We start from the raw sequence: 23,863 nt of genomic DNA, 5'->3' as shown, positions 1-23,863 counted from the left end.
ACAAATCTTAGTTCTTGAAGCATACAATCTAATATCTTGATTCCATATTAAGGGAGTATAAAAATTATGAGCAAAGAGAAAAAACAATTTGAAACAGAAGCCATTCGGACGCAATTAGAACGTACCGAATTTTTGGAGCATACAAGTCCGCTATACCTAACATCTAGTTTTGTATTTGAAGATGCCGAAGATATGCGTGCTTCATTTACAGAAGAAAAGGAACGTAACATATACAGTCGTTTTACAAACCCTAACACTACTGAATTTGTAGAGAAAGTATGCAAAATGGAAGGTGCAGAAGCAGGCTATGCCTTTGCAACAGGGATGGCGGCCATATTTTCAACTTTTGCAGCCTTACTGGATAGCGGCGACCACATTGTCTCTGCGCGTTCTGTTTTTGGATCTACACATACATTGTTTACAAAGTATTTACCTAAGTGGCAAATTGAAACCACGTATTTCGATATCAACAAGCCCGAAACTATTGAAAGTTGTATTACGCCAAAAACAAAAATTTTATATGCAGAATCGCCAACAAATCCAGCAATTGATATCATTGATTTAGAGTTGTTAGGTGAAATTGCCAAAAAGCATAATTTGATTTTAATCATCGATAACTGTTTTGCGACGCCTTATATACAACAGCCTATAAAGCACGGTGCTCATTTGGTAATTCATTCGGCAACCAAGCTTATGGACGGGCAAGGGCGTGTTTTAGGAGGTATCACAGTTGGTAATGCCGATCTAGTTCGTGAAGTGTACTTATTTGCAAGAAATACAGGGCCTGCCTTGTCTCCATTTAATGCATGGACCTTATCAAAAAGTTTAGAAACACTAGCAGTAAGAGTAGATAAACATTGTGAAAACGCCTTGAAAGTTGCGGAGTTTCTAGAAAATCACCCAAAGGTAAATTGGGTGAAATATCCATTTTTGAAATCGCACCCGCAATATGAAGTAGCTAAAAAACAAATGAAACTTGGCGGCAACATCGTTGCTTTTGAAGTTAAAGGTGGTATTGAAGCTGGGCGCAGCTTTTTAGATGCCATAAAACTATGTTCGCTCTCTGCCAATTTAGGAGATACAAGAACGATTGTAACGCACCCAGCCTCTACAACACATAGTAAACTATCCGAAGCCGATAGGCTCGAAGTTAGTATTACAGATGGCTTAGTAAGAGTATCTGTTGGTTTAGAGCATGCCGATGATATAATAAAAGATCTGGCACAAGCACTACAAGAATAGCTATTTTGATATTTCAACCTTAAAATTTACATCGAGTCCGTATTATTTTAAGGTTGAAATATTAAAACAAAAATTCCCAGAAATAGGAAATTCTCTTAGCGAAATGTTTTTATGAGAACTAATTAGTCACTTTATTATAAGTAAATTTAACATTACTGTTAACAACAGTTCCTTTTGCATCAGTAAAGTTGAAATTATCTTCAATAAAAAATGACGTCTTCTCTGTATTAATTTCTATATCGATGATTCGCATATTACAAAAACTTACTAAGGTCAAAGTATTCCCTTCTAATTTCCAGGTACCCACCGATGTTTGTTTATTATTACAACCTGATGGTAATTGTCCTTGCTTGAAAGCATAGTTTCTGTCATTTTTAAACTCATAAACAGCATCTCTTTCACATGCTGAGTATTGACTAAACAAATCGGTGCTGGGGTTATCATCGTTATCATCGGTTAAATCAATTTCCTTATCTGAAACGATTTCTGCCAAAACCCATGTATGCGAAAATGAAGTTTCTTCACTGCTCAGTTCTCCCGTTAAATCTGGGATACAATTCGAATCATCATTGTTACAACCAACAATCATAAGCGCAACGACTGCCAAGCTGATCATTAGGGCATTCCTTTTTTTCATATTTAATAAATTTAAGGTTCAATATATATAGATGCAAAATCTTAGAATAGTTGCGTGAAATCTCATTTTTTTTATTCACGCTTTACAAAAGGTACGCGTTAACACATCAAAAGATTAGGCATTATTAATTAAAACGCAGCCTTAATTATTTTATTCTACAAAAAGATCACATAAAAACATACCTCTTAAAGGCTTCCATAGCTTCATAATCCGCCATACCTAATTGTCTATATTTCAAGGCAGTTTCTTTATTCCGTTCTTCAGCCCTAACCCAAAACTCACGTGAATCATCCCCTTGGAACATGACACCATCTTTTTGAGATTGATGAAAGAATATCGCTTTTCTTTTTCTTAAAACCTGATCTGGACTCATAGGAATAGCCATGTCTATTTCATGAATTCCCCATTCATGCCATGCGCCTCTATAAAGCCAAACCCAACAGTCTTCCATAAAGGGTTGGTTTTTAATATTTTCAATAGCCATAAAAATACTATCTAAAGCCACTTTATGGGTTCCATGAGGATCAGTAAGATCACCAGCTGCATATATTTGATGGGGTTTAATCAAACTAATCAAAGCTTCTACAATGTTTATATCTTCTTTCCCAAGAGCATTTTTTTTAACACTTCCGGTCTCGTAAAAAGGTAAATTCAAAAAGTGAACATTTGTATCGTCTATCCCAATGTATCTTGTGGCACCCAATGATTCTTTCTGACGAATAAAGCCTTTTACTTTTAATAATTCGGGCGTGTTAAATTCTTCTTCTGACTTTGCCCTAACCTGCTCTATAATTTTTTTAAAAACGGTATTTTCCGGATTCATTTCTAAACCTACTTCTGCAAACTTTAAGGCCTCATGATTGGATACTGCTATATTTCCTGATGTTTGAAAAGCAACATGCACGTCATGTCCTTGAGCTACTAACCTATCAAAAGTCCCTCCCATAGAAATAACATCATCATCTGGGTGTGGACTAAAAATAATTATACGCTTTTTTTCAGGAGTTGCTCTTTCGGGTCTACTAGTATCATCTGAATGAGGTTTGCCGCCTGGCCACCCCGTAATAGTATGTTGAAGGATGTTAAACATTTTAATGTTCAAATCGTATGCACTTCCTTCTTGGGCCAAAAGACTTTCCATGCCATGGTCGTTATAGTCTTTATCTGTTAGCTTTAAAATAGATTTTGAAGTTAAATGACACAACCAAACAGTAGCTCTTCTTATTAAACTTTCTGTCCATTCACAATGACCAACCAACCATGGGGTATGATATTGTGTAAGCATGGATGCCGCACCTTCATCCAATATAAATGTTGTGTTTTTATGATTTTGGAGGTAAGTCGCCGGGACTTGAGATGAAACAGTTCCTTCTATAGTTTCCTGAATTATAGAGGCTTTATTATCTCCCCACGCTAATAACACAATTCTTTTAGCTTCTTTAACGGTTCCAATCCCCATAGTAATAGCTCGTTTAGGAACTTTTTCTAATCCCAAAAAATCGGATGCAGCATCTGTTCTTGTCAAATAGTCCAGTGTTATTAAGCGTGTACGAGAATTGTTATGAGAACCAGGTTCATTGAATCCAATATGGCCAGTTCTACCAATGCCCAATAATTGAAAGTCCAGTCCTCCATGATTTTTTATCTTTTTCTCATAATCAATACAAAAATCTAAAATTTCATCAGGTTTTAAATCCCCTCTAGGGATATAAATGTTTTCTGGCAAAATGTCTATATGATTAAATAAATGATCATGCATGAAGTAATGATAACTCTGTTCGTTTTCCTTTTCCATGGGATAGTATTCATCCAAATTAAAAGTAATAACGTTTTTAAAGCTCAGACCTTCTTCTTTATGTAATCGTACCAACTCCTCATAAACTCGAATAGGTGAAGATCCAGTAGCTAGCCCTAATATGCAGTTTTCCTTTTTAGATTGTTTATGCTCGATTAAATCTGCTATTTCCCTGGCAACGATTTTTGAAGCTTCATTTGATTCTTTAAAAACGATATTGTGAATTTTTTCAAAGCGCGTGTTCTCAAATATTCCTGCTTCTCTATAACTTATGTCTTTTAAGTTTTGAAAATATACTTCTGCTGTCATAACTATTTAACTGTTTGAATGAATTATAAAATTAAAAGAGTAATATTTAACCCGATAAGTATTTCGACAAACAACATTTTTACACAAATAGAAAAAGGAGAATTATGAAACTACCTAATTCTCCTTATGACTAACAACAAACTAAACTAACTATGAGAGCATAAATAAATGAAATTATGGTGAAAACAATTGAACAATTTCGACTAATAACAAATGTGGATAGCTATAGGTTTTAAGAGACAGACTTCTAGTTTAAGTCAATCAAAATAAGCCTCCAAGAAAACTATAAAAAAAGGCAAATACAGAAAAACTGTATTCACCTTCTTTAAATAATAGCATTACAAGCTTTTTTTTATTTTTTTGCCCACCAAAGTGAAGTCAAAATTTCATCAGGTCCTTCTAAAAGATTTACAGCATCGGCATAATTTGAGGGATTATTTGCCGAGAAACCACTGTAATACCTTATTCGTTGAGGGTAAAACTGAGGGCGGTTGGTATTTAAATTACCATCGTTTAAATCTGGAATGTTAGGTAGAGATTCTTCGGCTACTGGATTTTCAAAAAACGGTAAGCCTAACCTTCTATGATCACTCCAAGCCTCTAAAGGTAACCATGGTGTTTGAGCAATGTATTTTTGCGTAATAATCTTTGTTAGTAAATCATTTTTAACAGCTCCTCCTTCATATATCGTGTTACTAGGATATTCTATATCTACAGTTCCTGGAGTACCATCATATCCATCTACAAAATTCATAGTATACGATGCTGGTGGTTCCGTAGTATGGTCCCAACTAACCGATGTCCCTACTCTATTATAATCTTCGGACGCTAAATAAGTTGCTAAATATTGAGTTGCTCCCCAATAATCAAAATTTTGAGCAACTCCTTCTTCGTAAGCAGCCTTTGCAGACATAGGCACATTCCAACCTCTTACTGCTGCTTCAGCAATTAAAAAATGACTTTCCCATGCAGCAAAGAATATTCGAGCTTCACTACCATCTGTAATTCTAAATTTTTTATCCAAACACGGTAATGCTCCTGGATGCCATACGAGCCTAGAGTTAAAATTTCCTTTGACACCCCAATCGCCATCAGGGAAAGAATTCCACGTAACTGTTGCATCCAATGTTTCCAATACATCACCTGAGCCATCTGTTTTTAATAACTCATGGAATTGAAGTGGATTTCCAGTTAACGTTCTTAAGAAAATTCTATCTCCATCTGCAGGGTCATTGGGTATGGTATAAGCCTTATATGCTCTTGGGTCAATTTTATTAACTAAACCATCTAACCAATACTCACTTGCTGGTGCATTTGTTTTAGTAGGTAAATGATCGGTATATTTAATCCCTAAATAGTTTTCATCTTTTATAGAATCGTTAATTTCAAAAGAAGCAGTATGATAATCTGGCTTATCAGCAAACTGTTCCTCTGTAGTAATGCCCCCTAAACCTATCATTAAATTATTTAGTGTTGTAGTAATTGGGTGATACCACCAAGGTCTTGACATAACTCCTGAAAGATCATTCCATCCTGGCCCTTCAAAAACTTTAAAATTATCTTCGTTAGACGCTATTATTTCACTACTTACAGCTTCTTCGAATTCTTGCCTAGCTTTAACTTCATCTACCTCTGATAATCGCATTGCCAAACGCATTCTTAGCGAATTTCCATACTTTTTCCATTTAGTGAAATTGTATCCATAAGTTGAAGGATCGAAACTTGATATTGTAGACGCATCAATAGACTCATCCAAAGCTTCGGTGGCATCTTTTAATTCTGCTAGAAGAAAATAATATACATCTTTAACACTACTAAAACTTGGGTTTACACCTTTAAAACCATCAATAGTTGTTGGTCCAAAAGTATCTGTCATTTCACTCATTAAATACACTCTCCAAATACGCGCTACTTGCAAAAGGTTGTTAGTATATTCTTTAATCTGACCACTTTCTATTTTTTGTTCTGCAACCGAAATAGCTGTATTAATATCTGTTTGCCACTTTGCGGATGCATTAAAATAATCTGTGCTCCAGCCGTCATTATCATTTCCAGTCATTAAACCCGAACTTTTGCTCATTCTTCCAGCCGAACCCCAGTACAACTCAAAAGCACGTTCTGCCAAATGCGGATTTAACTGTGCGCCATTCATTGACGCATTGATAAAGTATTCTACTTGAATTTGCTCTACACCTGCAGCTTTAGGGTCTGTATTAATTTCCTCAAAATCTGAGCATGAGAATACAATGAAGCTTATAAGAAGTAGACTAAAAAATCTTTCTGATTTTATCTTTAATTTTTTCATTTTTTCATTTTTTATTATAAATGTATATCATTTTTAAAACCCTAACAGTATGTTAAAGAATACGGTACGCGATGTTGGAGACGATAAATTCTCAAAACCAACTGCGTTAGTTCCTGTAGCATAAACAGATTCTGGATCAATGCCATTAAGTTTACTAGAAATCATCCAAATATTATTGGCTGAAACCCCAATTTTGGCTTTGTTGAAAGGCGTTTTATTTAGTAGTCTATCCGAAAAAGAATAGTTTAATTGTGCACTTCTAAGCCTTACATTTGTAGCGTCGTAAATATTATTCTCTGAAATACCCAAGTTTCCAGTTCTACCATTAATTGTTTGGTAAAATACCTCAGGATTTACAGCAACGGTGTTCTGTGTAAATCCGCCACTACCATCGGCAACAACTCCATCAAATGTTATATCAGGACGTTCTCCATTTACCACTGTATTGGCTGCTGTTCCCGCTACTTGCAAAGCTACGTTGGAAGCAGAGAAGATTTCACCTCCTATACGTGCATCTATTAGGAAACTAAAAGAAAAGTTCTTGTACGTAAATGTATTAGAAAAACCTAATAATGCATCTGGTTGTTGGTTTCCTAACCTTACAGATTCTCCATCATTCAATGCAGTTGGGATACCTTCAGCATCAACAATTATTTTTCCAAAATCTGGGCTTTGTTCATCTTCAACCCTAGCAAATGCTGTTCCGTATATTTCACCATAAGGTGCTCCTGCTACTGCCAAAATTTCAACATTATCAAAACCTCCCAATCTAAATTGGGTTACGTCTCCCGACAATGTTTTTACGGTATTTTCATTTTTGGAATAGTTTAGCGTAAAATCCCAAGTGAAATCTTTAGCTTCTACAGCTCTTACATTTGCCAATATCTCTAAACCTTTATTTTCAATATCTCCTGCATTGATTATCTGGTTTTTAAAACCACTCAATGGATCTAAAGGAATATTAATTAATTGGTTAGTGGCATTACTTTTATAATAAGTTAAATTAATGCCTACTCTATTGTTAAGCACACGTGCATCGAAACCAACTTCCCAAGATTTTATCAACTCACTTTTAATATCGGGATTAAGTAATGTTTCTCCAGTAGTACTTGTTAAATCGCCATTAGGATCAAGACCAACTCTAAAAGTATTTACAAGTCTAAATTCATCTAAATCATTACCCACCTCAGCATAAGAACCTCTTAATTTTAGATATGACACCTTTGAATTCTCATCATTCAAACCAAATAACTCGGATAAAACAACCGAGGAACTTACCGATGGATAGAAAAACGATCTGTTATCTTTACTTAAAGCTGAAGACCAGTCATTTCTACCTGTAAAGTCTAAAAATACAACATCATCGTAACTTATTTGGAAAGTACCAAAAAGGGAGTTTATTTTTTTTCTTCCAATACCCTCGTTTATATTTGGTCTGTTAACAGCATTATTTATAGAGAATAGATCTGGAACAACTAAATCTTCGGCTTGGGAGTTTATGAAACTATTTTCTCTGTGCATCAAATTACCTCCTAAGTTTACAGTTCCTCCTAATTTTCCAAAAACATCTTTTTTGGAGGCTGTAATAAGTGCACTAAAGTTTCTTTCAACAAAGTTAATTTTTCCTAAGCTAAAAGCTCCTGTAGGTTTTTGAGGTCCTCCGGAATATATTCTCGATTCATTATTAGTTGAATATAAATCTACACCAGCTTTTACCTCGGCACTTAACCAGTTATTAATCTGGTTTTTAATAGCACCATTAAATAAAAAACGGTTCCTTTTATCAAAACTTGATTGATTATTTACAGCAAAAAACGGATTTACAGCACCTCCAAGCCCATCTTCTCTGTACCAAATCATATTACCAAACTCATCTTCATTTATTCTATAATCATTTATGTTTAAAGAGCGTGGCAATAAATACATAGTTGCAAACAAGTTAGAATTATTGGTTCTATCTCCACCAACAGGTCTATTATTTGCTATAATGTTTAAGTACTGAAACTTAACATCTGTTTGCCAATTTTCATCTTTTCCAAACTTAGAGATACTACGTGTTGTTACATTTAATTTTTCAAGTGATACTTCTGGTATCATACTCTCAATATCTGAGTGTTTAATAGATGAATATATAGATGTTTTTTCATTTACTTGTTGTTGAAATGACAAACTATGCTCTTGAGATGTACCTGTTCTAAAAAAACTATCTAAGTTATCGTGTGCCAGCAAAGGAGCATCACTTAATCCATTAGGGCGTTCAACAATTTGGCCTTCTATTTTTGGTCCCCAACTAGACCCACTCTGGTTGTCATATAAACCATCAGATCCCTGACCAAAACTGCTCTGTAAGTCTGGAGACATAAAAATGGTCTCAAAAGATGTCGTTGCAGAATATGTAATTCCAAGACCTTTTTGTCCTTTACCTGTTTTTGTAGTTATTAATATGGCTCCGTTACCTGCTCTAGTACCATATAATGCAGCTGCAGCCGCTCCTTTTAGAACCGAGATATTCTCAATATCTTCAGCATTTAAATCCCCCAAACCATTTCCTAAATCGGGAGAAGGATTAAAAAAGTCATTATTGGCAGCTCCTGTAAAGTTGTCCATTGGAACCCCATCAACAACAATTAATGGCTGGTTATCTCCTGTTAGTGAATTGTTACCTCTCAATACAATTTTCGATGATCCAGCAGGCCCGTTACTACTTCGCAAAATTTGTACACCAGCAACTTTACCTGTTAAACTGTTAGTTACGTTTGGTTCTCTAGCTGCTACCAGATCGCTTCCAGATATGGTTTGAGTTGCATATCCTACAGATTTGGCTTCTCTTTTTATACCCAAAGCTGTTACAACAACCTCTTTTAACTCAGAAATATCTTCAATTAATGTGACATTGATTGTTTTTTTTCCTGATGTTGAAATCTCCTGTGTTTTGAAACCTACCATAGAGAATACCAAGATACCATCACTTTGTAAATCAATAGAATATTTTCCGTCAAAATCTGATGAGGTACCAACAGGGGTATCTTTTAGAATAACATTAGTCCCTGGGAGGGATGCACCGTACTGATCTGTAACGGTTCCAGTAACTGTTTTATTTTGCGCAATTATTGTACTGCTTGACAATAAAAACACCCATATTAAAAAAAATAGTAGTTTTTTAGACATGTGTTAATTGAGTTTTTAAATTAATTTATTTGCTTAGTTTTTCGCCTTTTTTTGGGGCAAAAGGTTTTAGGTAAATTTTATTATAATGTTAAGTTTTTTGAAAGTTTTTCGACCAATGACGGTGCTGAAAGGCTAAAAGACATTATTAAATAAAGATTATCAATTCTAAGTTATCACTCTATTGTAGTTTTATTTTTACAACCGATGTATTGCTTAATTTGCGATGATTAATAAAGTATTTAGAGAGCTTTTCTCCATCAATGTAAATGGAATTAATAATGTGACTTTTACTGTTTTCTTGTACGCGATAAATTTCTACTTTATCGTTAGTATAATATTTTTTATTTAACAGAATTGTAACCTTATCAAAAACTGGTATAGCGATGGCATACATGGGTTCTGCTGGAGATACAGGATAAATACCCATCATAGAAAACACAGCCCATGCAGACATAGTTCCTGTATCATCATTCCCTGGCAAGCCATCAGGAGTATTTTTAAAATATTTGTTTAACAATTGACTCACTTTTTCTTGAGTACGCCATTCTTCTCCTTTTACATAATTAAATAAATATGGATAGGCTATATCGGGCTCATTAGCCATATCGAACAAGTTGTTGTTAAAAACTTGTTCTAATTGAGCTACAAAAGGTTTTTCACCTCCCATTAAATTGATGAGCTTTTTTATATCATGTGTTACCATAAAAGTATATTGCCAGGCATTACCTTCTATAAACCCCAGATTTTTTTGAAAATTAGCTCCGTATTCTGGATCATAAGGTGTTAGCCAACTCCCATCGTCATTTTTTGGCCGCAATAAATTGATTTTTTTATCAAATAAACTTCGATAAGAAGTAGCACGTTTAAAGAATGCCTTGTAATCTTCTTTCTTTCCCAGGGCTTTAGCTAATTGAGCTATGGCAAAATCGGAAACATTGTATTCCTGAGTGGTTGATACAGATCCGCTATGAGTCGTTTTTGTGGTTAAATACCCTTTGTTCAGGTAATCTTTAATGCCTGGCCTAAGTGGATTGCTTTCTAACTGATTTGCACTTTTAAGCATCGCTCTATATGCTTTTTCTATATCGAAATCTTGAATCCCCTTAAGATATGTATCTGCTATAATGATGCCAGCAGGGTCTCCTACCATTGTTGTGGTTTCTGTCGCATTAAGCTCCCATTTTGGCAACCAGCCAGACTCATCATAAACTTGCAACATACTCTTTACCATATCGGATTGTTGTTCTGGATAAACCAAACTCATTAACTGGTGCAAGTTTCTATAGGTATCCCAAAAAGAAAATGTTGTGTACCGCGTTCCTATGGTATGCAATGTTTCTCTTGTTTTCATTTTAGGATATTCTCCATTAAAATCATTTAAAGTATTTGGATGGATTAATGTATGATACAACGCCGTATAGAAAATAGTTTTGTCATCTTTGGTTCCTCCTTCAACTTTTATTCTTGATAAATTGTTATTCCACTCTTTTTTTGAAGCTGCCAAAATTTGATTAAATGTCTTACCTGAAGTTTCTTTTTCTAAATTTTCTCGTGCGTTTTCAATACTCACATAGGAAACCCCAATCTGCATTTCTATTTCCGTAGGTTTTTCGAAATTATATTGCATATAGGCGCCTATGCTATCGCCTACAATTTCTTTTGTATAGCCTCTTTTAATTCTGCTTTCTCCATTTTTTAAAAACCATTCTGCTTCAGTGCCAGTATATTTCCTAGGTTTTTTCCAAACACCAAATTCATCGGCTGGTTTTGAAAAACGAGCTACAAAATATACGGGATACGCTTCTTCAGGTTTGTAATAACAAAAAGAACCTACCGAGCGTACCCCTTCAATTTCGGTAGGCGAAACCACTTTCACCATGGCACCTTCTTCATTTGTAAGTCCTAGTCCTAAATTTAAAAGAATATTAGCTTTCCCAGCAGGAAAATGATATTTACTAATTCCAGTCCTAGTCGTTGCAGTTGCTTCTACTTTTATATTGTATTTATCAATTTTATTGGTGTAATAGCCTACAGCTGCTTTTTCTTCTGAATACGTTGAGCCATATTTTAAATGATCGGTTTCCAAGTTTCCAATAGTTGGCATAGCGAGAATAACACCAAGTTCCGGACAACCTACACCACTTAAATTTACATGACTAAATCCCGTTAAAAATGTGTTCTCATATATATACGGCGTTGATAACCATCGACTGTCTTTTTCCAAAGGAAGATTTTGAGTCCCAGCAACATTAAAAGGTGATACACTTACCATGCCCCGAACAGCAATAGGTCCAGGGTTTGTTGTTCCGAAGTTAGACGTGCCAATAAATGGGTTTACATAATCTATGGGTTTGCTTTGAGACAAAACAACCGAGACGGTCATAAAAAATAGTAGAACTAGTTTATTTTTCATTTGATTACTTTTCAAGTATTTTACTCAGAATCGAAGATACCTCAATTTGCTTATTTTACTAATCTTGGTAAGTGATATATGCAGACACCAACCAATGATTATATTGTTCTTTTTTATTGGCAGTTCCTGGAATTTTTACCTGGAGTTTATGCTTGCCTTTTTTTATGTCTTTCAAATTAGTTTTATATGGAGCTACCATAGAACCTGGGCACCAATTAGATCTGGATATATCAGACGAAGCTAATCTTTCTTCTATTTCTTTAAACTCTCTTTTAAAGTTTTTATTATAGGCATAAGCTGAATCTTTTTTTGTCCAGACCCCAGAAGACGGGTTAAACCTTCTAAAGGAAGCACAATCATCTCGCCAAGGGATTTTATTAATAACCAATTTTGAATCAAAAAACACTTCATTTCTTAATTTAATGAATTCATCGCCACCACTATGACCTCCGTGACCTGTTGTCGTATAATATAATTGAACGTTTTTTAAATTTTTGGGTACAAAAAAATCCAGATCTAAGGTTGACTGAGAGAATAAGTCTGGTATTTTTTGTCCATCAACATAATAAACTGTATTCATTAATGGCATCACTTTTAGCTTGTGTCTTTGCCTTCCAGAGTATTGTAAAGAAACATCTACAACATAACCTTCAGGTGTCCAGGTATCGATCCAAACACCAATATAAAATTCACCTGTCACTAAAGATTCTAGTTCTGAAATATCACTTTCCCATACCACTTCCTCTTCCCATTTCGGCACATAAACAGGTCTGTTATATTTAATTCTTGGATGTTTCTCTTCATCACTATAGTACCCTACTCCAAAAGGCGTCATGAATCGCATTAATTCTATGGCAGGCGTATAATTCTTTGTTTTTAAAACGCCTTGAAAATCTTCAAGGACATTCGAATTTTCAGGAAATTTTTCTTTTCCTAAAGCAACATCGATAATATCTATTTGCCCTCTATCAGTCACTACAAAACAGGAGCCCGATTTATCCCATTTATCGCCATTAGATCTTAGTTTCACTTTAATGGAAACATCTGTCCCTTTTTTATAAATCGGTACTGTTACTTTTTTAAATACAATACGTCCGTTTTGAAGCCTCTTTACAGTTGTGGTATCCCCTGTCTCTCCTCCAAAATTTATAAGACGATTTTTAAAAACTTCTATTTTTAATGATTTATCATTATGCTGACTATTAGCTTGGGTCCAAAACAAAAAAACAATAAGGCAACACGTATATTTTATATAAAAAGGTAGGTTCATAAATATTTCTTATTTTTTATTACTCAGTGAATAAGGGGCAACCTCTGTTGAAATGCCCCAGCTCATATTTGGTTGGTCTCCCATATTAAATTTTAAATTTCCACCATTTTGAATGGTTTGTGTATCAATCCAGGTTTGGTTAAAACCTTTACCATTCAAATTTGCGTTTTGAATAAAATGATGGTTCTTTTGATTATTATTGGCAGAAATTGTAAATGTATTTCCGTTTTGCAAGTGCAATTTTACCACATCAAAAAGTGGGCTTCCTATAATGTATTGATTGGTTGCTGGTGCTACAGGATAAAACCCTAAGGCACTAAAAACATACCAGGCAGATGTTTGTCCGTTATCTTCATCTCCACAATATCCATCGGGAGTTGGCAAATACAATTTATTCATAATATCACGAACCTTCGTTTGTGTTTTCCAGGGTTGTTTGGCATAATTATACAAATACACCATATGCTGTATGGGCTGATTCCCATGTGCATAATTGCCCATATTTACAATCTGCATTTCACGGATTTCATGAATTGTAAATCCGTAATACGAAGCATCAAAATCTGGAGGCATATTAAAAACATTGTCTAAAGCATTTACAAATTTTTCGTCGCCTCCCATTAAATCAATCAACCCTTGCACATCATGAAAAACACTCCATGTATAGTGTAAACTATTGCCTTCTGTAAATGCATCGCCCCACTTTAAAGGATTAAATGGCGATTGAAAACTTCCATCTTTATTTTTTCCGCGCATTAAATTGTTCGAAGGGTCAAAAAGATGTTTATAATTCAATGATTTTTTATAATATTTTTCGGCCACATCCTCCTTCCCAAGTGACTTTGCCATTTGTGCAATTGTAAAATCTGCGTAAGCATATTCTAAAGTTCTCGCCGCATTTTCGTTAATACCAACATCATACGGCACATAGCCCAACTCATTATAATAATCGATACCTGCACGACCAACACTATTTACCGGACGACCATTGGCCACAGTGGCATTTTTTATAATAGCTTCCAATAATAATTCTTTATCAAACCCTTCTATTCCTGACAAATGGGCATCTGCAATTATAGGTGCAGAATTTGATCCAATCATACAATCTCTATGTCCGGGACTTGCCCATTCAGGTAACCACCCCGATTCTTTATAAGTGTTTACCAAACCTTCCATAATTTGACCATTTAATTCGGGATACATCATATTAAAAAATGGAAATACGGCTCGAAATGTATCCCAAAAACCATTATCTGTAAACATATAACCTGGTAATATGTTTCCATTATAGGGACTGTAATGCACAACGTTATTATTAGTATCAAATTCATAGAATTTTCTTGGAAACAAAAGCACTCGATACAGACAAGAGTAAAATGTTTTTAATTGCGTTTCATTCAAAGAATAGGCTTCAATTCTACCCAGCTCATTTTCCCATGCTTTAGCTGCTTCTGTCTTTACTTGATTAAAAGTTTTGCTCCCTATTTCTCTCTCAAGATTTAGTTGTGCTTGCTCTTGGCTAATAAAAGAAGACGCTACTTTTACATGAATTTGTTCACCACGTTTGGTTTTAAAACCAATAATAGCCCCTACATGTTCACCTTTATTTTCGGTTGAGTCCTCTATAAGCCTCCAATGGTCTCCCCAGGTATGGTTTAACTCAAAATCCTTATCAAACTCTGCTACAAAATAATTATGAAAATTATCTGGAACGCCACCACTATTATTTCTACAATACCCAATAATTTTTCGCTCTTCTGGGATAATTTTAACCATAGAACCTTTAAAAAAGGCATCTAACATGATATAAGCGTTATCGGTTTCTGGAAATGTAAATCGGAATTGGGCAGCACGTTCAGTTGGAGTTACCTCAGCAACCACATCGTAGTCTGCCAAATACACACTATAATAATCTGGTCTTACCGTTTCGGCTTTATGTGAAAAATAAGATGCTCGTTCGTCTTCTTGAAATTTCAAATCACCTGTAATAGCCATGAGTGAAAATGCAGCATAATCATTAATCCAGGGACTCGGTTGGTGGGTCTGTTTTATGCCTCTTATTTTTTTATCACGGTATTTATAAGTCCAGCCATCACCCATTTTAGAGGTCATTGGTGTCCAAAAATTCATTCCCCAGGGTCTAGCAATTGCAGGATATGTATTTCCATTAGAAAGACTAAAGTCCGAATCCGTTCCCATAAGCGGATTCACATAGTCTATTAAATCGACTTTTGTAAATACTTCCTTTTGTTTTTTAACATCACTACATGAAAACATTAAAAGACAAGCCATGGCAAGCCTTACACTTCTTTTTATTCGTTTGCTTTTATTGTATCTTAAAATCTGCATTGATCAGTTTATTTTTAATTGTATTGGTTTGAACGGCATAATTGAAACCAGGACGCAGACAATAGGATCCGTATTCGCCTTGTTTATTTAATGCTATAAAACCCACTTGCAACCATTCTAAGTCGGGTTCATTTTTATAAATCTTATAAATGCGTTCTACAACTTCCTTGCAAGCTTCATAAGGCGATCTTCCATGGCGCATTAATTCAACCACCATAGCACTCCCTGCGGTCTTCATCATGGCTTCTCCCATTCCCGTAGCTGCAGCGGCACCAACCTCATTGTCTAAAAATAACCCTGCCCCAATAATAGGAGAATCCCCAACACGTCCATGCATTTTCCATGAGGCCCCACTTGTTGTACAGGCGCCTGAAAGATTCCCATTTTCATCTAAAGCCAGCATGCTTATAGTATCGTGATTTTCAATATTTATAATGGGTTTGTAATCTGATTTTTCCAACCATACCTCATAGGCTTGCTTTGATTTTTCAGTTAGTAAATTTTCCTTTTGAAACCCTTGTTCTAATGCAAATTTTAAAGCACCTTCTCCTACCAACATCACATGCGGGGTTTCTTCCATAACTTTTCTTGCTACAGAAATAGGGTGTTTTATATGTTGTAAAAATGCTACCGAACCACAATTGTTATGGTGGTCCATGATACAAGCATCTAAAGTAACATGCCCCTCTCTGTCCGGAAAACCTCCCAATCCAACTGTTTGAACATCTGGATTGGCTTCGGCCGTTCTTACACCTTGCTCTACGGCGTCCAGAGCATCTCCATTATTAATCAAAATTTTCCAAGCGGCATCATTGGCTAAGACACCATGATTCCAAGTAGAAATTACAACAGGTTTAATGATTGACTGCTTATTTAAATCTGCCGCTTTATTTTGGTATTTAACACCAATTAAAAGCATTACTGTTAATACCACTAAACCAAGACTTGCTACTATTTTCTTCATTACTAATACACTTTATTGGGGTTAGGTGTTTCTAGTTTCTTAAAATCGTTATTATTGGCAGTGTTGGTCATAACAAATTCCAAAACACCACCGTTAACAATTTCTTTATGGGCTATGTAAATTCTTTGGAGTGGTTTTCCGTTTAAAAAAACCTGCTTTACATAGTTGTTTTCTTTAGAAAAATTTGATGCTATTACTTTAAACGTTTTTCCATTTGGTACTTGAATTATTGCTTCTTCAAATAATGGGATGCCAATATGATAAATACCCTGGGCTGGATTTACTGGATAAAATCCCAATGAGCTAAATATATACCATGAAGACATTTGCCCACAATCTTCATTACCACAATGTCCATTGGGTTTGTTTTTATATTGATTCTCTAAAATTTGGCGTATTAATTTTTGTGTTTTGGAAGGGTTGTTTAAATAATTATATAGGTATGCGACATGATGACTCGGTTCGTTCCCATGGGCATATTGCCCTATCATACCTGTACTAAAAAGAGGCAGTTTATCTTCTGGCCCAGGATAATAACTGAACATAGAATCCAGTTTTTGTTCAAAACGTTCTTTTCCTCCTGTTTTATCAATTAACGCATCGATATTATGAGGTACAAACCAATAATATTGCCATGCATTACTTTCACAAAAATAAGGTGTGTATTGTTTGGGAATGAAAGGCTTTACAAACGTTCCTTTTGTGTCTTTAGGCTGAATCCAAGTTGTCTTCTCATTGTATAGATTTGCCCAGTTTTCAGAACGTTTTAAAAAATATTCATAGTCATCATGTTTGCCTAAATCTTTTGCAAACATAGCAATGCACCAATCATCATAGGCATATTCCAAGGTTTTAGAAACTGACCAATTTTCGTGTTGATCATCCACAGGCACATAGCCTTTTTCCATGTATATATCTACTTGCCTATCTTGAATCATAGCACTTTCTTTACAGGCTTTATATGCTAGTTCTGAATCGAAATCGAAGCCCTTAAAATAGGCGTCTACAATAACGGGTACTGCATGGTAACCAATCATCATATTCGTTTCACTACCTTGTAAAGACCATACAGGAAGCTCATCGGTTTCTTTATAATGAGCTAAAAGCGATTTTATCATATCTGATACACGCTCTGGTTGTGTAATTGTATATAAAGGGTGTGCTGCCCTAAAGGTGTCCCATAATGAAAAAGTATCATATCTATTAAAACCATTAGCTTTAGCCAGACTGTCTTTACCCGTTTTGTACAAGCCATATTCATCATTAGCAGCTTTATAACTGCCATCTATATCACTCAATAATGTTGGTGCCAACATCGATTGGTACAGCATTGTGTAAAAGACGCTTTTCTTGTCTTTGTCTGAGGATGTAATTTTTATTTTTTGAAGTTCTTTTTCCCATGTTAATCTGGCTTTGTCTCGATGCGCATCAAAATCGAACCCCATAGCTTCTATTTTTATAGCGTGAGCTGCCGCTTTACAACTTGTGGTGGACAAACCTGTTTTAACTACTATTTTATCACCCGCTTCGACATCATATTTAAGAACAACTCTAGTATTTCCTTTAATCGGATTTACATTAATCGCTTTTTCTTCATAGTAGCCATATGAAGAAAACGGTTTAGAAAACTGCATCTGGAAATACACTTTTTGGTTCCTAGCCCACCCTGTTGACATACGATATCCTTGAATGGTAGAATCATTTACTTTTTCAATGTGAATAGCGGTTGGCTTGTCCCAGTTTATAGTGTATCCTAAATCGACATGTATTTCGGTGTCTTTATCTTTTGGAAATGTATAACGATGTATCCCAACCCTTGCTGTTGCAGTTAATTCAGCTTTTATACCGTAATCTAACAAATCTACTGTATAATAACCTGGTGATGCCTCTTCTTGTTTATGATTGAAAGATGAGAACGGTTTGAAATTATTTTCTTCAATTCTTTTATTTGAACGGCTATTGATTGGCATGACCAGAATATCATATAAATCTCCTGCCCCTGTTCCTGTAAGGTGTGTATGCGAAAAACCCGTAATAATTGAGTCTTGATAATAATAGCCTGCTATTCTATCCCAGCCTGGAATTCCAATATCTGGACTTAACTGTACCATGCCGAAAGGCACGGTGGCTCCTGGATACGTATTTCCTGGGCCATCAGTACCAATAAATGGATTTACATAATCTACTAACATTTTTGTGTTAGGTACATATTGTGTTTCTTTCTTACATGCGTATAAGGAAAGTAGAACAAAGAAATAAACACATCGTGTTTTCATACTTCAATTTATTTTTTTGATGCTTTTATGGCTTCAAAATGATGCTCTTTAATATCAAAAAGGGCTACACCTGATGCACCACTTTCTTTTACTGTTTCGATGGCAGTGGTAACCTCGTCGGCTGTCATTTCAGGTATGTATAAGCCTGTATGTAATTTGGTGTTTTTTCCTTTTAAATCTTCGATGCCTTGTTGGGAAGCAAACTTCACCCAATCTAATCCTTCATTATAAAAATTGTTGTAAATCATGGGCAAAACATGATCTACTTTCCATTTGTCCCAACGTTGGCGAACCATGTGATCGGCCATTTCTGGATAAGGAAAAACAGCAGCTGTTAGTTCTTTCCCGTGTTTATGGGCTATATCATATGCTCCATCAACAACAGCTTTTATTTCATTTAATCTAAATTGTTTCCATTCAATATCTATAGCTGGAACTTCTGCTTTTCTGATATCTTTTCCGTATAATTTTTTAAATTTTTCTACAGCAGCCTCCGAATAATCAAAATCGAAATCAGGAAGTTCTTCATTTTGGACTAAATTGTATTTAGGCAATAACCCAATTGGCAAGTACACATCTGGATATCTTATATAATCTAAATGAACACTGGTAATACCTTCTATTTTAGCGATGCTTTCAACCAAATTCCATACATGTTGGCGTGCTTCTGGGTGGCTCGGGGACAACCATTGGTAATAATCGACATAGGGGCGATCATCAAAGCAGGATTTCCCACTTCTGCTTACCATATACCAATCTGGGTGTTTCAATGCAACAGTATCTCCTGGACGGTTCATAGTAAACATCCATGCATGAACCTCTAAGCCTTCTTCTAAGGCTAACGGGGCTACTTTCTCTAGCCTTTTTGCATCTGCCTGTGTATCTATTAATACCGCATCAATACCATTTTGGGCCAATTTCTTAAACCATATTCTGTGGTCTTCATCTGTTTTTTCTACACCAGCTCCGTACCAGGACCAATATTTAAAAGTGGGGTGTATGTTTTCGACTTCTTTAGACATGGTATCCTCTTTTTTGTTTGGTGAAGTACATCCAGTTATTAAGGCTGTAACAATAAAAAATATGGTTTTAAACAGTTTCATAGTCATATTTATTTGATCATAATTTTTCCGTCTTCGGTAATTAATATTTTTTGTCCTGAAAACGGACTTTTAACCCAAATGTTATAACCTGATTCGTGCGTTTGAAATTTGGGGGTTATTATCTTATTTACAATAGTAGTTGGGGCTTCAATAAGGTTCATGTCTGTATTTTTATTTTTTATAAGCTTGTGGAGTTTATATAAATACCATTTTATATGCTCATCGTTGGGAATATTGAACGGGATTTTATTATTCGTTTTGCTCGGAGAGAAATATATGTAGCCCCAAGTTTCTGGTTGATGCATTGCCACAACGCCTTGTGGAGACCATACCCAATTCTTTTCATGCAAAAGTTTTCCTTCGGCATTAGTTTTACGTTGGTATTTACCATTCTCTATTTGAAACTCCCAAAAAACCCTGGAAAAATTCATACGCCAAAAATGATCTTTAAGTACTATGTTTTCAAAATAAGATGTTTTAAAAACGTTTAAAGGAATGGCTATTTCTATGCTCCATTTTTTATCCGTATCGATTGGGTTATTCAATGTCCCATCTATATAAACAGCAGATTTTAGTCCTTTTGCTTCCCAATCATTTAAAACGGCATTACCCTCTCTATATGGTTTTGTGAGGAATAAATCCCATAGCGTATTTAGTGCATTAAATTCAAACTCATAATAGTTATGAGAGTCGCCATCTGGATCAATAAAAATCTCAAAATCGTTATTGTGAAAAATAATGGTATCCCTTTTTTTAAGGGTTGCCCAGATGTGCGGATCTTCCAGTTCGGCAAAAAAATAGATATTGCTTTCATCCCAAAGCATTTTAAACTTTGTGGAATAGGCTGGTTTCTTAACACCTTCAATATCAATAAATAGATCTGAAAATTCAGCGTTCTGCCAAGAGGACTCATTACCTAAGCCATCAATGTTTATTATGTCTTTTGCATGATTGGCTATATATGTTTTAGGAATATTTTTCTGAATTTTGTTTTGAGCTTCAAGATTATTATTTAATAGTATAAAAATCACAAAAACAAAAAGAACACTTATTGTTTTAACCCAAGTATATTTACTATTTAACAGTCCCATGGCTATAATGTATTTTGTTTAGTAAACTCCAAAATCTCACTTATATAACCAAAGGCCAAAGCAACGACTGTATCAGCCGCTCCGTAATAGATAGCAACCTTATCGGCTTTTATATCTTGTAATGTAGCACATGGAAAAATAACATTAGGGACATCTCCTACTTGTTCATATAATTCTGAAGGGGTTAAAAGGTAGGGTTGTGTTCTATATTTTACCATATTTGGGTTTTCTTTATCTAAAATAGCCGATCCCATAGCATATCTAAAACCGCTACAGGTAGTAATAACACCATGGTAAAACATAAGCCAACCTTCGTCTGTTAAAAAAGGAACAGATCCTGCTCCAATTTTTGTACATTGCCAAGCACTGTCCTTAAAGGGTGTTGGAGACATGATATGCCTATGCTCACCCCAATATTTCATATCTGGGCTATAACTTAAATAGATATCACCAAAAGGTGTATGTCCATTATCGCTAGGCCTGCTCATCATGGCATATTTCCCATTAATTTTTTCTGGAAATAATACGCCATTTCTATTAAAGGGCAGAAAAGCATTTTCACACTGAAAAAAAACTTTAAAATCAAATGTGTACCCCACTCCAATTGTAGGTCCGTTATGTCCTTCACACCAAGTAATCCAGTAACGATCTTCTATAAAAACAACTCTTGGGTCGTATTTATAATCTCCGTGAACCTTGTCAATATCCCCAGCTTTAAAATTAATGGGTTGATGATTGATATCCCAATGGATTCCATCTTTACTAAAACCTGCAAAAATATTCATTTGCACGGCTTTATTATCACATCTAAAAACACCTGCATAACCGTTTTCAAAAGGCACTACAGCACTATTAAAAATGCTATTCGATGTAGGTATAGCATCCCTTTCTACGATTGGGTTTTCAGTATACCTCCATACAACGTCCTTACACTTTTGTGGTCTTTCCTGCCAAGGTAGTTTCATTCTCTTTTATTACGTTAGATATATTAATATTTGTCTTTTTTATATGCAATTTATCATACCAGGTTTTTTTTAAGATAAACGAGGTTGTTACCATAGTTCCTATAACAATATACAAACTATTATATTCTTTAAGTATTAAATACATGGGAGCCAAAACAAAGGTCATCTGCCAAATGATTCCTATAACACAATTAAAAATATCTGATTTAAACGATTTGTTTGGAAGAAAATCAGGATCGGATTTTTTAATTTCATTTATTATGGGTTTCCAAAAACCCCAGGGCTTTGTTGTTTTATAAAAATATTTTAGCACTTCCCTATCATCTGCTTTAAATGAATAAACACCAATAAAGCAACCAATAAAGGAAACGACCAATACATAAGGGAATAAATAGATTGACGATACATCCGAAAATACTTCTGGCAAAATCGTAGATGCTATAAGCCCTGCCAACATACCTCCAAAATAACCGTATGAATTAAATCGCCACCAGACCCATTTTAATACATTAGCGGCAGCATAGCCTCCATATAAACCAAAAGTCAACCATATGGTTAATGCATTGATTGATGAGGCAAAGAAACCACCAATAACCCCAAGGGCAACAAGCAAAAAAGATGACAAGTAACTGTATCTAATATAGGTTTTACTGGAAGCATTTGGATTGATATATTTTTTATATATGTCGTTGACGATATATGCTGGCGCCGCATTTATAAATGCTGCAAACGTTCCCATAAACGCTGCCAATAACCCCGCTAACAACAGACCTTTAACACCTATAGGAACAAAACGCTGTATGGCTTCTGGCAGTATCGTTTCAAAGTCAAAACCAGAGCCCATAGCCTGCAATTCTGGTCCCATGTAAACCAGACACAGTATTGCAAACCCCGTAATCATTAAATATCTAGGAACGGAAAGGACGACTATAGTTAAAGCACTCATTTTAGAGGCTTCTACTTCATTTTTTGTTGACAAAACACGTTGCATATCATAACTTGGGACAGGACCTGCAAGGCTTGCAAAGATACCCTTAAAAATCATCATCATAAACAAAAAGCCAAATAAAGAAAAACCATCTTTTTCTATTTTTTGGTTTACACTATCGATATATCCCGTCCAATCTATATCTAAGTTCATTCCAAAAGATAAATCCTTCCAATTTTTTGGTACTGCTGCATCTATTTGCTCGTAGCTTACTGAGTTAAATGCTATGTAGCCAATAACAAAGCATGAGATAGTCATAATTACAAATTGCAATACTTCTGTGGCTACAACACTATACATACCTCCTTTAAGCGTGTATAAGGTTGTGATTCCTATAATTATAAGTGCGTATGCCTGTTCTGAAGAAACCAGAAACATTCCCATATTAAATGATAAATCCCAAGGAAAAAAAATGACAACAAACTTCCCTATCCCCTCAAAAAAGTAAGCCATGAACCCTAAGGTACTTATAATGGCAAATATGGTAACTATAATATGCGATAGCCTGGCTCCCATACCATGACCAAAACGATAGCTAATCCATTGGGCACCTGTCATAGTATTAGACCTTCTTAACCAAGCTGCAAGAAAAACAAACATAAATACTTGATTCCATACAGGCCAAGACCAAGGTAACCAAGCACTTTTTAAGCCATAAACGAACATAATGGTTACGGCCCACATAGTGCCAGAAATATCAAACATCCCTGAAGCATTTGATAATCCTAAGTAATACCAAGGGATTTCATTACCACCAAGAAAATAAGATTTTAAATTTTTCGACGCTTTTTTTGATACGTATAACCCAAATAAAACTGTTATTACTATATAGCCTAAAATAATAACAATGTCTATGGTTGCTAAATTCATTCATTCTTATTTAAAAACATTAAAAATGTTTACTCTACAATCATCATTAAAAAACACAAACAATCACACTTAACACAATACAATGACTGCAAACATCATATGGCTTGAGAAAAGAAAA

At 35.1% G+C, this 23,863-nt stretch carries 14 protein-coding genes; 1 reads left to right on the top strand and 13 read right to left on the bottom strand.

From position 1 onward, the window contains the following. Nucleotides 1–66: 66 nt before the first annotated feature. Nucleotides 67–1,242 carry a trans-sulfuration enzyme family protein gene (locus tag HHX25_RS06500; protein ID WP_169671392.1) on the top strand — a complete coding sequence of 392 codons (1,176 nt, stop codon included), beginning with the start codon at nt 67–69 and terminating at the stop codon, nt 1,240–1,242. Nucleotides 1,243–1,360: 118 nt separating this feature from the next. Here the strand turns inward: HHX25_RS06500 and HHX25_RS06495 are convergent, their stop codons facing one another. The 13 genes from HHX25_RS06495 to HHX25_RS06435 all read right to left on the bottom strand — a co-directional run bounded on the left by HHX25_RS06495 (nt 1,361) and on the right by HHX25_RS06435 (nt 23,745). After that, entirely contained in the window at nt 1,361–1,879 is a 519-nt protein-coding gene (locus tag HHX25_RS06495) for a DUF5004 domain-containing protein (protein ID WP_169671391.1), read from the bottom strand. 166 nt (nt 1,880–2,045) lie between these two features. Then, nucleotides 2,046–3,983, bottom strand: a complete 1,938-nt coding sequence (nagB, locus tag HHX25_RS06490; RefSeq protein WP_169671390.1) for a glucosamine-6-phosphate deaminase — start codon at nt 3,981–3,983, stop codon at nt 2,046–2,048. A gap of 352 nt (nt 3,984–4,335) precedes the next feature. Continuing rightward, nucleotides 4,336–6,288 carry a SusD/RagB family nutrient-binding outer membrane lipoprotein gene (locus tag HHX25_RS06485; protein WP_169671389.1) on the bottom strand — a complete coding sequence of 651 codons (1,953 nt, stop codon included), beginning with the start codon at nt 6,286–6,288 and terminating at the stop codon, nt 4,336–4,338. 33 nt (nt 6,289–6,321) lie between these two features. Further along, on the bottom strand, nt 6,322–9,456 hold the full coding sequence (locus tag HHX25_RS06480) for a SusC/RagA family TonB-linked outer membrane protein (protein WP_169671388.1): 3,135 nt from the start codon (nt 9,454–9,456) through the stop codon (nt 6,322–6,324). A 178-nt stretch (nt 9,457–9,634) separates the two neighbouring features. Beyond that, complete coding sequence (locus tag HHX25_RS06475; RefSeq protein ID WP_169671387.1) at nt 9,635–11,869, bottom strand: GH92 family glycosyl hydrolase; 2,235 nt, start codon at nt 11,867–11,869, stop codon at nt 9,635–9,637. Nucleotides 11,870–11,927: 58 nt separating this feature from the next. Beyond that, nucleotides 11,928–13,139, bottom strand: a complete 1,212-nt coding sequence (locus HHX25_RS06470; RefSeq protein ID WP_169671386.1) for a PNGase F N-terminal domain-containing protein — start codon at nt 13,137–13,139, stop codon at nt 11,928–11,930. Nucleotides 13,140–13,148: 9 nt separating this feature from the next. Continuing rightward, nucleotides 13,149–15,488 (bottom strand): GH92 family glycosyl hydrolase, encoded by a 2,340-nt coding sequence (locus HHX25_RS06465; protein WP_394352857.1) that lies wholly within the window; start codon nt 15,486–15,488, stop codon nt 13,149–13,151. Then, nucleotides 15,466–16,407: a N(4)-(beta-N-acetylglucosaminyl)-L-asparaginase gene (locus HHX25_RS06460; RefSeq protein ID WP_169671772.1), complete on the bottom strand. Its 942-nt coding sequence runs from the start codon at nt 16,405–16,407 to the stop codon at nt 15,466–15,468. Before HHX25_RS06460 ends, HHX25_RS06465 begins: the two co-directional genes overlap by 23 nt. A gap of 47 nt (nt 16,408–16,454) precedes the next feature. Further along, nucleotides 16,455–18,728 (bottom strand): GH92 family glycosyl hydrolase, encoded by a 2,274-nt coding sequence (locus tag HHX25_RS06455; RefSeq protein ID WP_169671385.1) that lies wholly within the window; start codon nt 18,726–18,728, stop codon nt 16,455–16,457. An 8-nt stretch (nt 18,729–18,736) separates the two neighbouring features. Continuing rightward, nucleotides 18,737–19,831 carry a putative glycoside hydrolase gene (locus tag HHX25_RS06450; protein ID WP_169671384.1) on the bottom strand — a complete coding sequence of 365 codons (1,095 nt, stop codon included), beginning with the start codon at nt 19,829–19,831 and terminating at the stop codon, nt 18,737–18,739. Between the two features lie 8 nt (nt 19,832–19,839). Then, a complete protein-coding gene (locus tag HHX25_RS06445) occupies nt 19,840–20,922 on the bottom strand; it encodes a carbohydrate-binding family 9-like protein (protein WP_169671383.1) in 1,083 nt (360 codons plus the stop codon). Nucleotides 20,923–20,924: 2 nt separating this feature from the next. Then, nucleotides 20,925–21,887: a glycoside hydrolase family 130 protein gene (locus HHX25_RS06440; protein WP_169671382.1), complete on the bottom strand. Its 963-nt coding sequence runs from the start codon at nt 21,885–21,887 to the stop codon at nt 20,925–20,927. Beyond that, nucleotides 21,850–23,745, bottom strand: coding sequence for a sodium:solute symporter family protein (locus HHX25_RS06435; protein ID WP_169671381.1), 1,896 nt, complete (start codon nt 23,743–23,745; stop codon nt 21,850–21,852). Before HHX25_RS06435 ends, HHX25_RS06440 begins: the two co-directional genes overlap by 38 nt. Nucleotides 23,746–23,863: the final 118 nt, after the last annotated feature.

The organism is Flavivirga algicola (assembly GCF_012910715.1).
GTDB classification, from domain to species: domain Bacteria; phylum Bacteroidota; class Bacteroidia; order Flavobacteriales; family Flavobacteriaceae; genus Flavivirga; species Flavivirga algicola.
The sequence above is the reverse complement of the archived record's forward strand: the minus strand, read 5'-3'. Positions and strand labels throughout refer to the sequence as shown.

Excerpts from the sequence above, each read along its gene's own strand:
- HHX25_RS06500 (WP_169671392.1), top strand. The coding sequence starts at position 67 with ATGAGCAAAGAGAAAAAACAATTTGAAACAGAAGCCATTCGGACGCAA.
- HHX25_RS06495 (WP_169671391.1), bottom strand. The coding sequence starts at position 1,879 with ATGAAAAAAAGGAATGCCCTAATGATCAGCTTGGCAGTCGTTGCGCTT.
- nagB (WP_169671390.1), bottom strand. The coding sequence starts at position 3,983 with ATGACAGCAGAAGTATATTTTCAAAACTTAAAAGACATAAGTTATAGA.
- HHX25_RS06485 (WP_169671389.1), bottom strand. The coding sequence starts at position 6,288 with ATGAAAAAATTAAAGATAAAATCAGAAAGATTTTTTAGTCTACTTCTT.
- HHX25_RS06480 (WP_169671388.1), bottom strand. The coding sequence starts at position 9,456 with ATGTCTAAAAAACTACTATTTTTTTTAATATGGGTGTTTTTATTGTCA.
- HHX25_RS06475 (WP_169671387.1), bottom strand. The coding sequence starts at position 11,869 with ATGAAAAATAAACTAGTTCTACTATTTTTTATGACCGTCTCGGTTGTT.
- HHX25_RS06470 (WP_169671386.1), bottom strand. The coding sequence starts at position 13,139 with ATGAACCTACCTTTTTATATAAAATATACGTGTTGCCTTATTGTTTTT.
- HHX25_RS06465 (WP_394352857.1), bottom strand. The coding sequence starts at position 15,488 with ATGCAGATTTTAAGATACAATAAAAGCAAACGAATAAAAAGAAGTGTA.
- HHX25_RS06460 (WP_169671772.1), bottom strand. The coding sequence starts at position 16,407 with ATGCTTTTAATTGGTGTTAAATACCAAAATAAAGCGGCAGATTTAAAT.
- HHX25_RS06455 (WP_169671385.1), bottom strand. The coding sequence starts at position 18,728 with ATGAAAACACGATGTGTTTATTTCTTTGTTCTACTTTCCTTATACGCA.
- HHX25_RS06450 (WP_169671384.1), bottom strand. The coding sequence starts at position 19,831 with ATGAAACTGTTTAAAACCATATTTTTTATTGTTACAGCCTTAATAACT.
- HHX25_RS06445 (WP_169671383.1), bottom strand. The coding sequence starts at position 20,922 with ATGGGACTGTTAAATAGTAAATATACTTGGGTTAAAACAATAAGTGTT.
- HHX25_RS06440 (WP_169671382.1), bottom strand. The coding sequence starts at position 21,887 with ATGAAACTACCTTGGCAGGAAAGACCACAAAAGTGTAAGGACGTTGTA.
- HHX25_RS06435 (WP_169671381.1), bottom strand. The coding sequence starts at position 23,745 with ATGAATTTAGCAACCATAGACATTGTTATTATTTTAGGCTATATAGTA.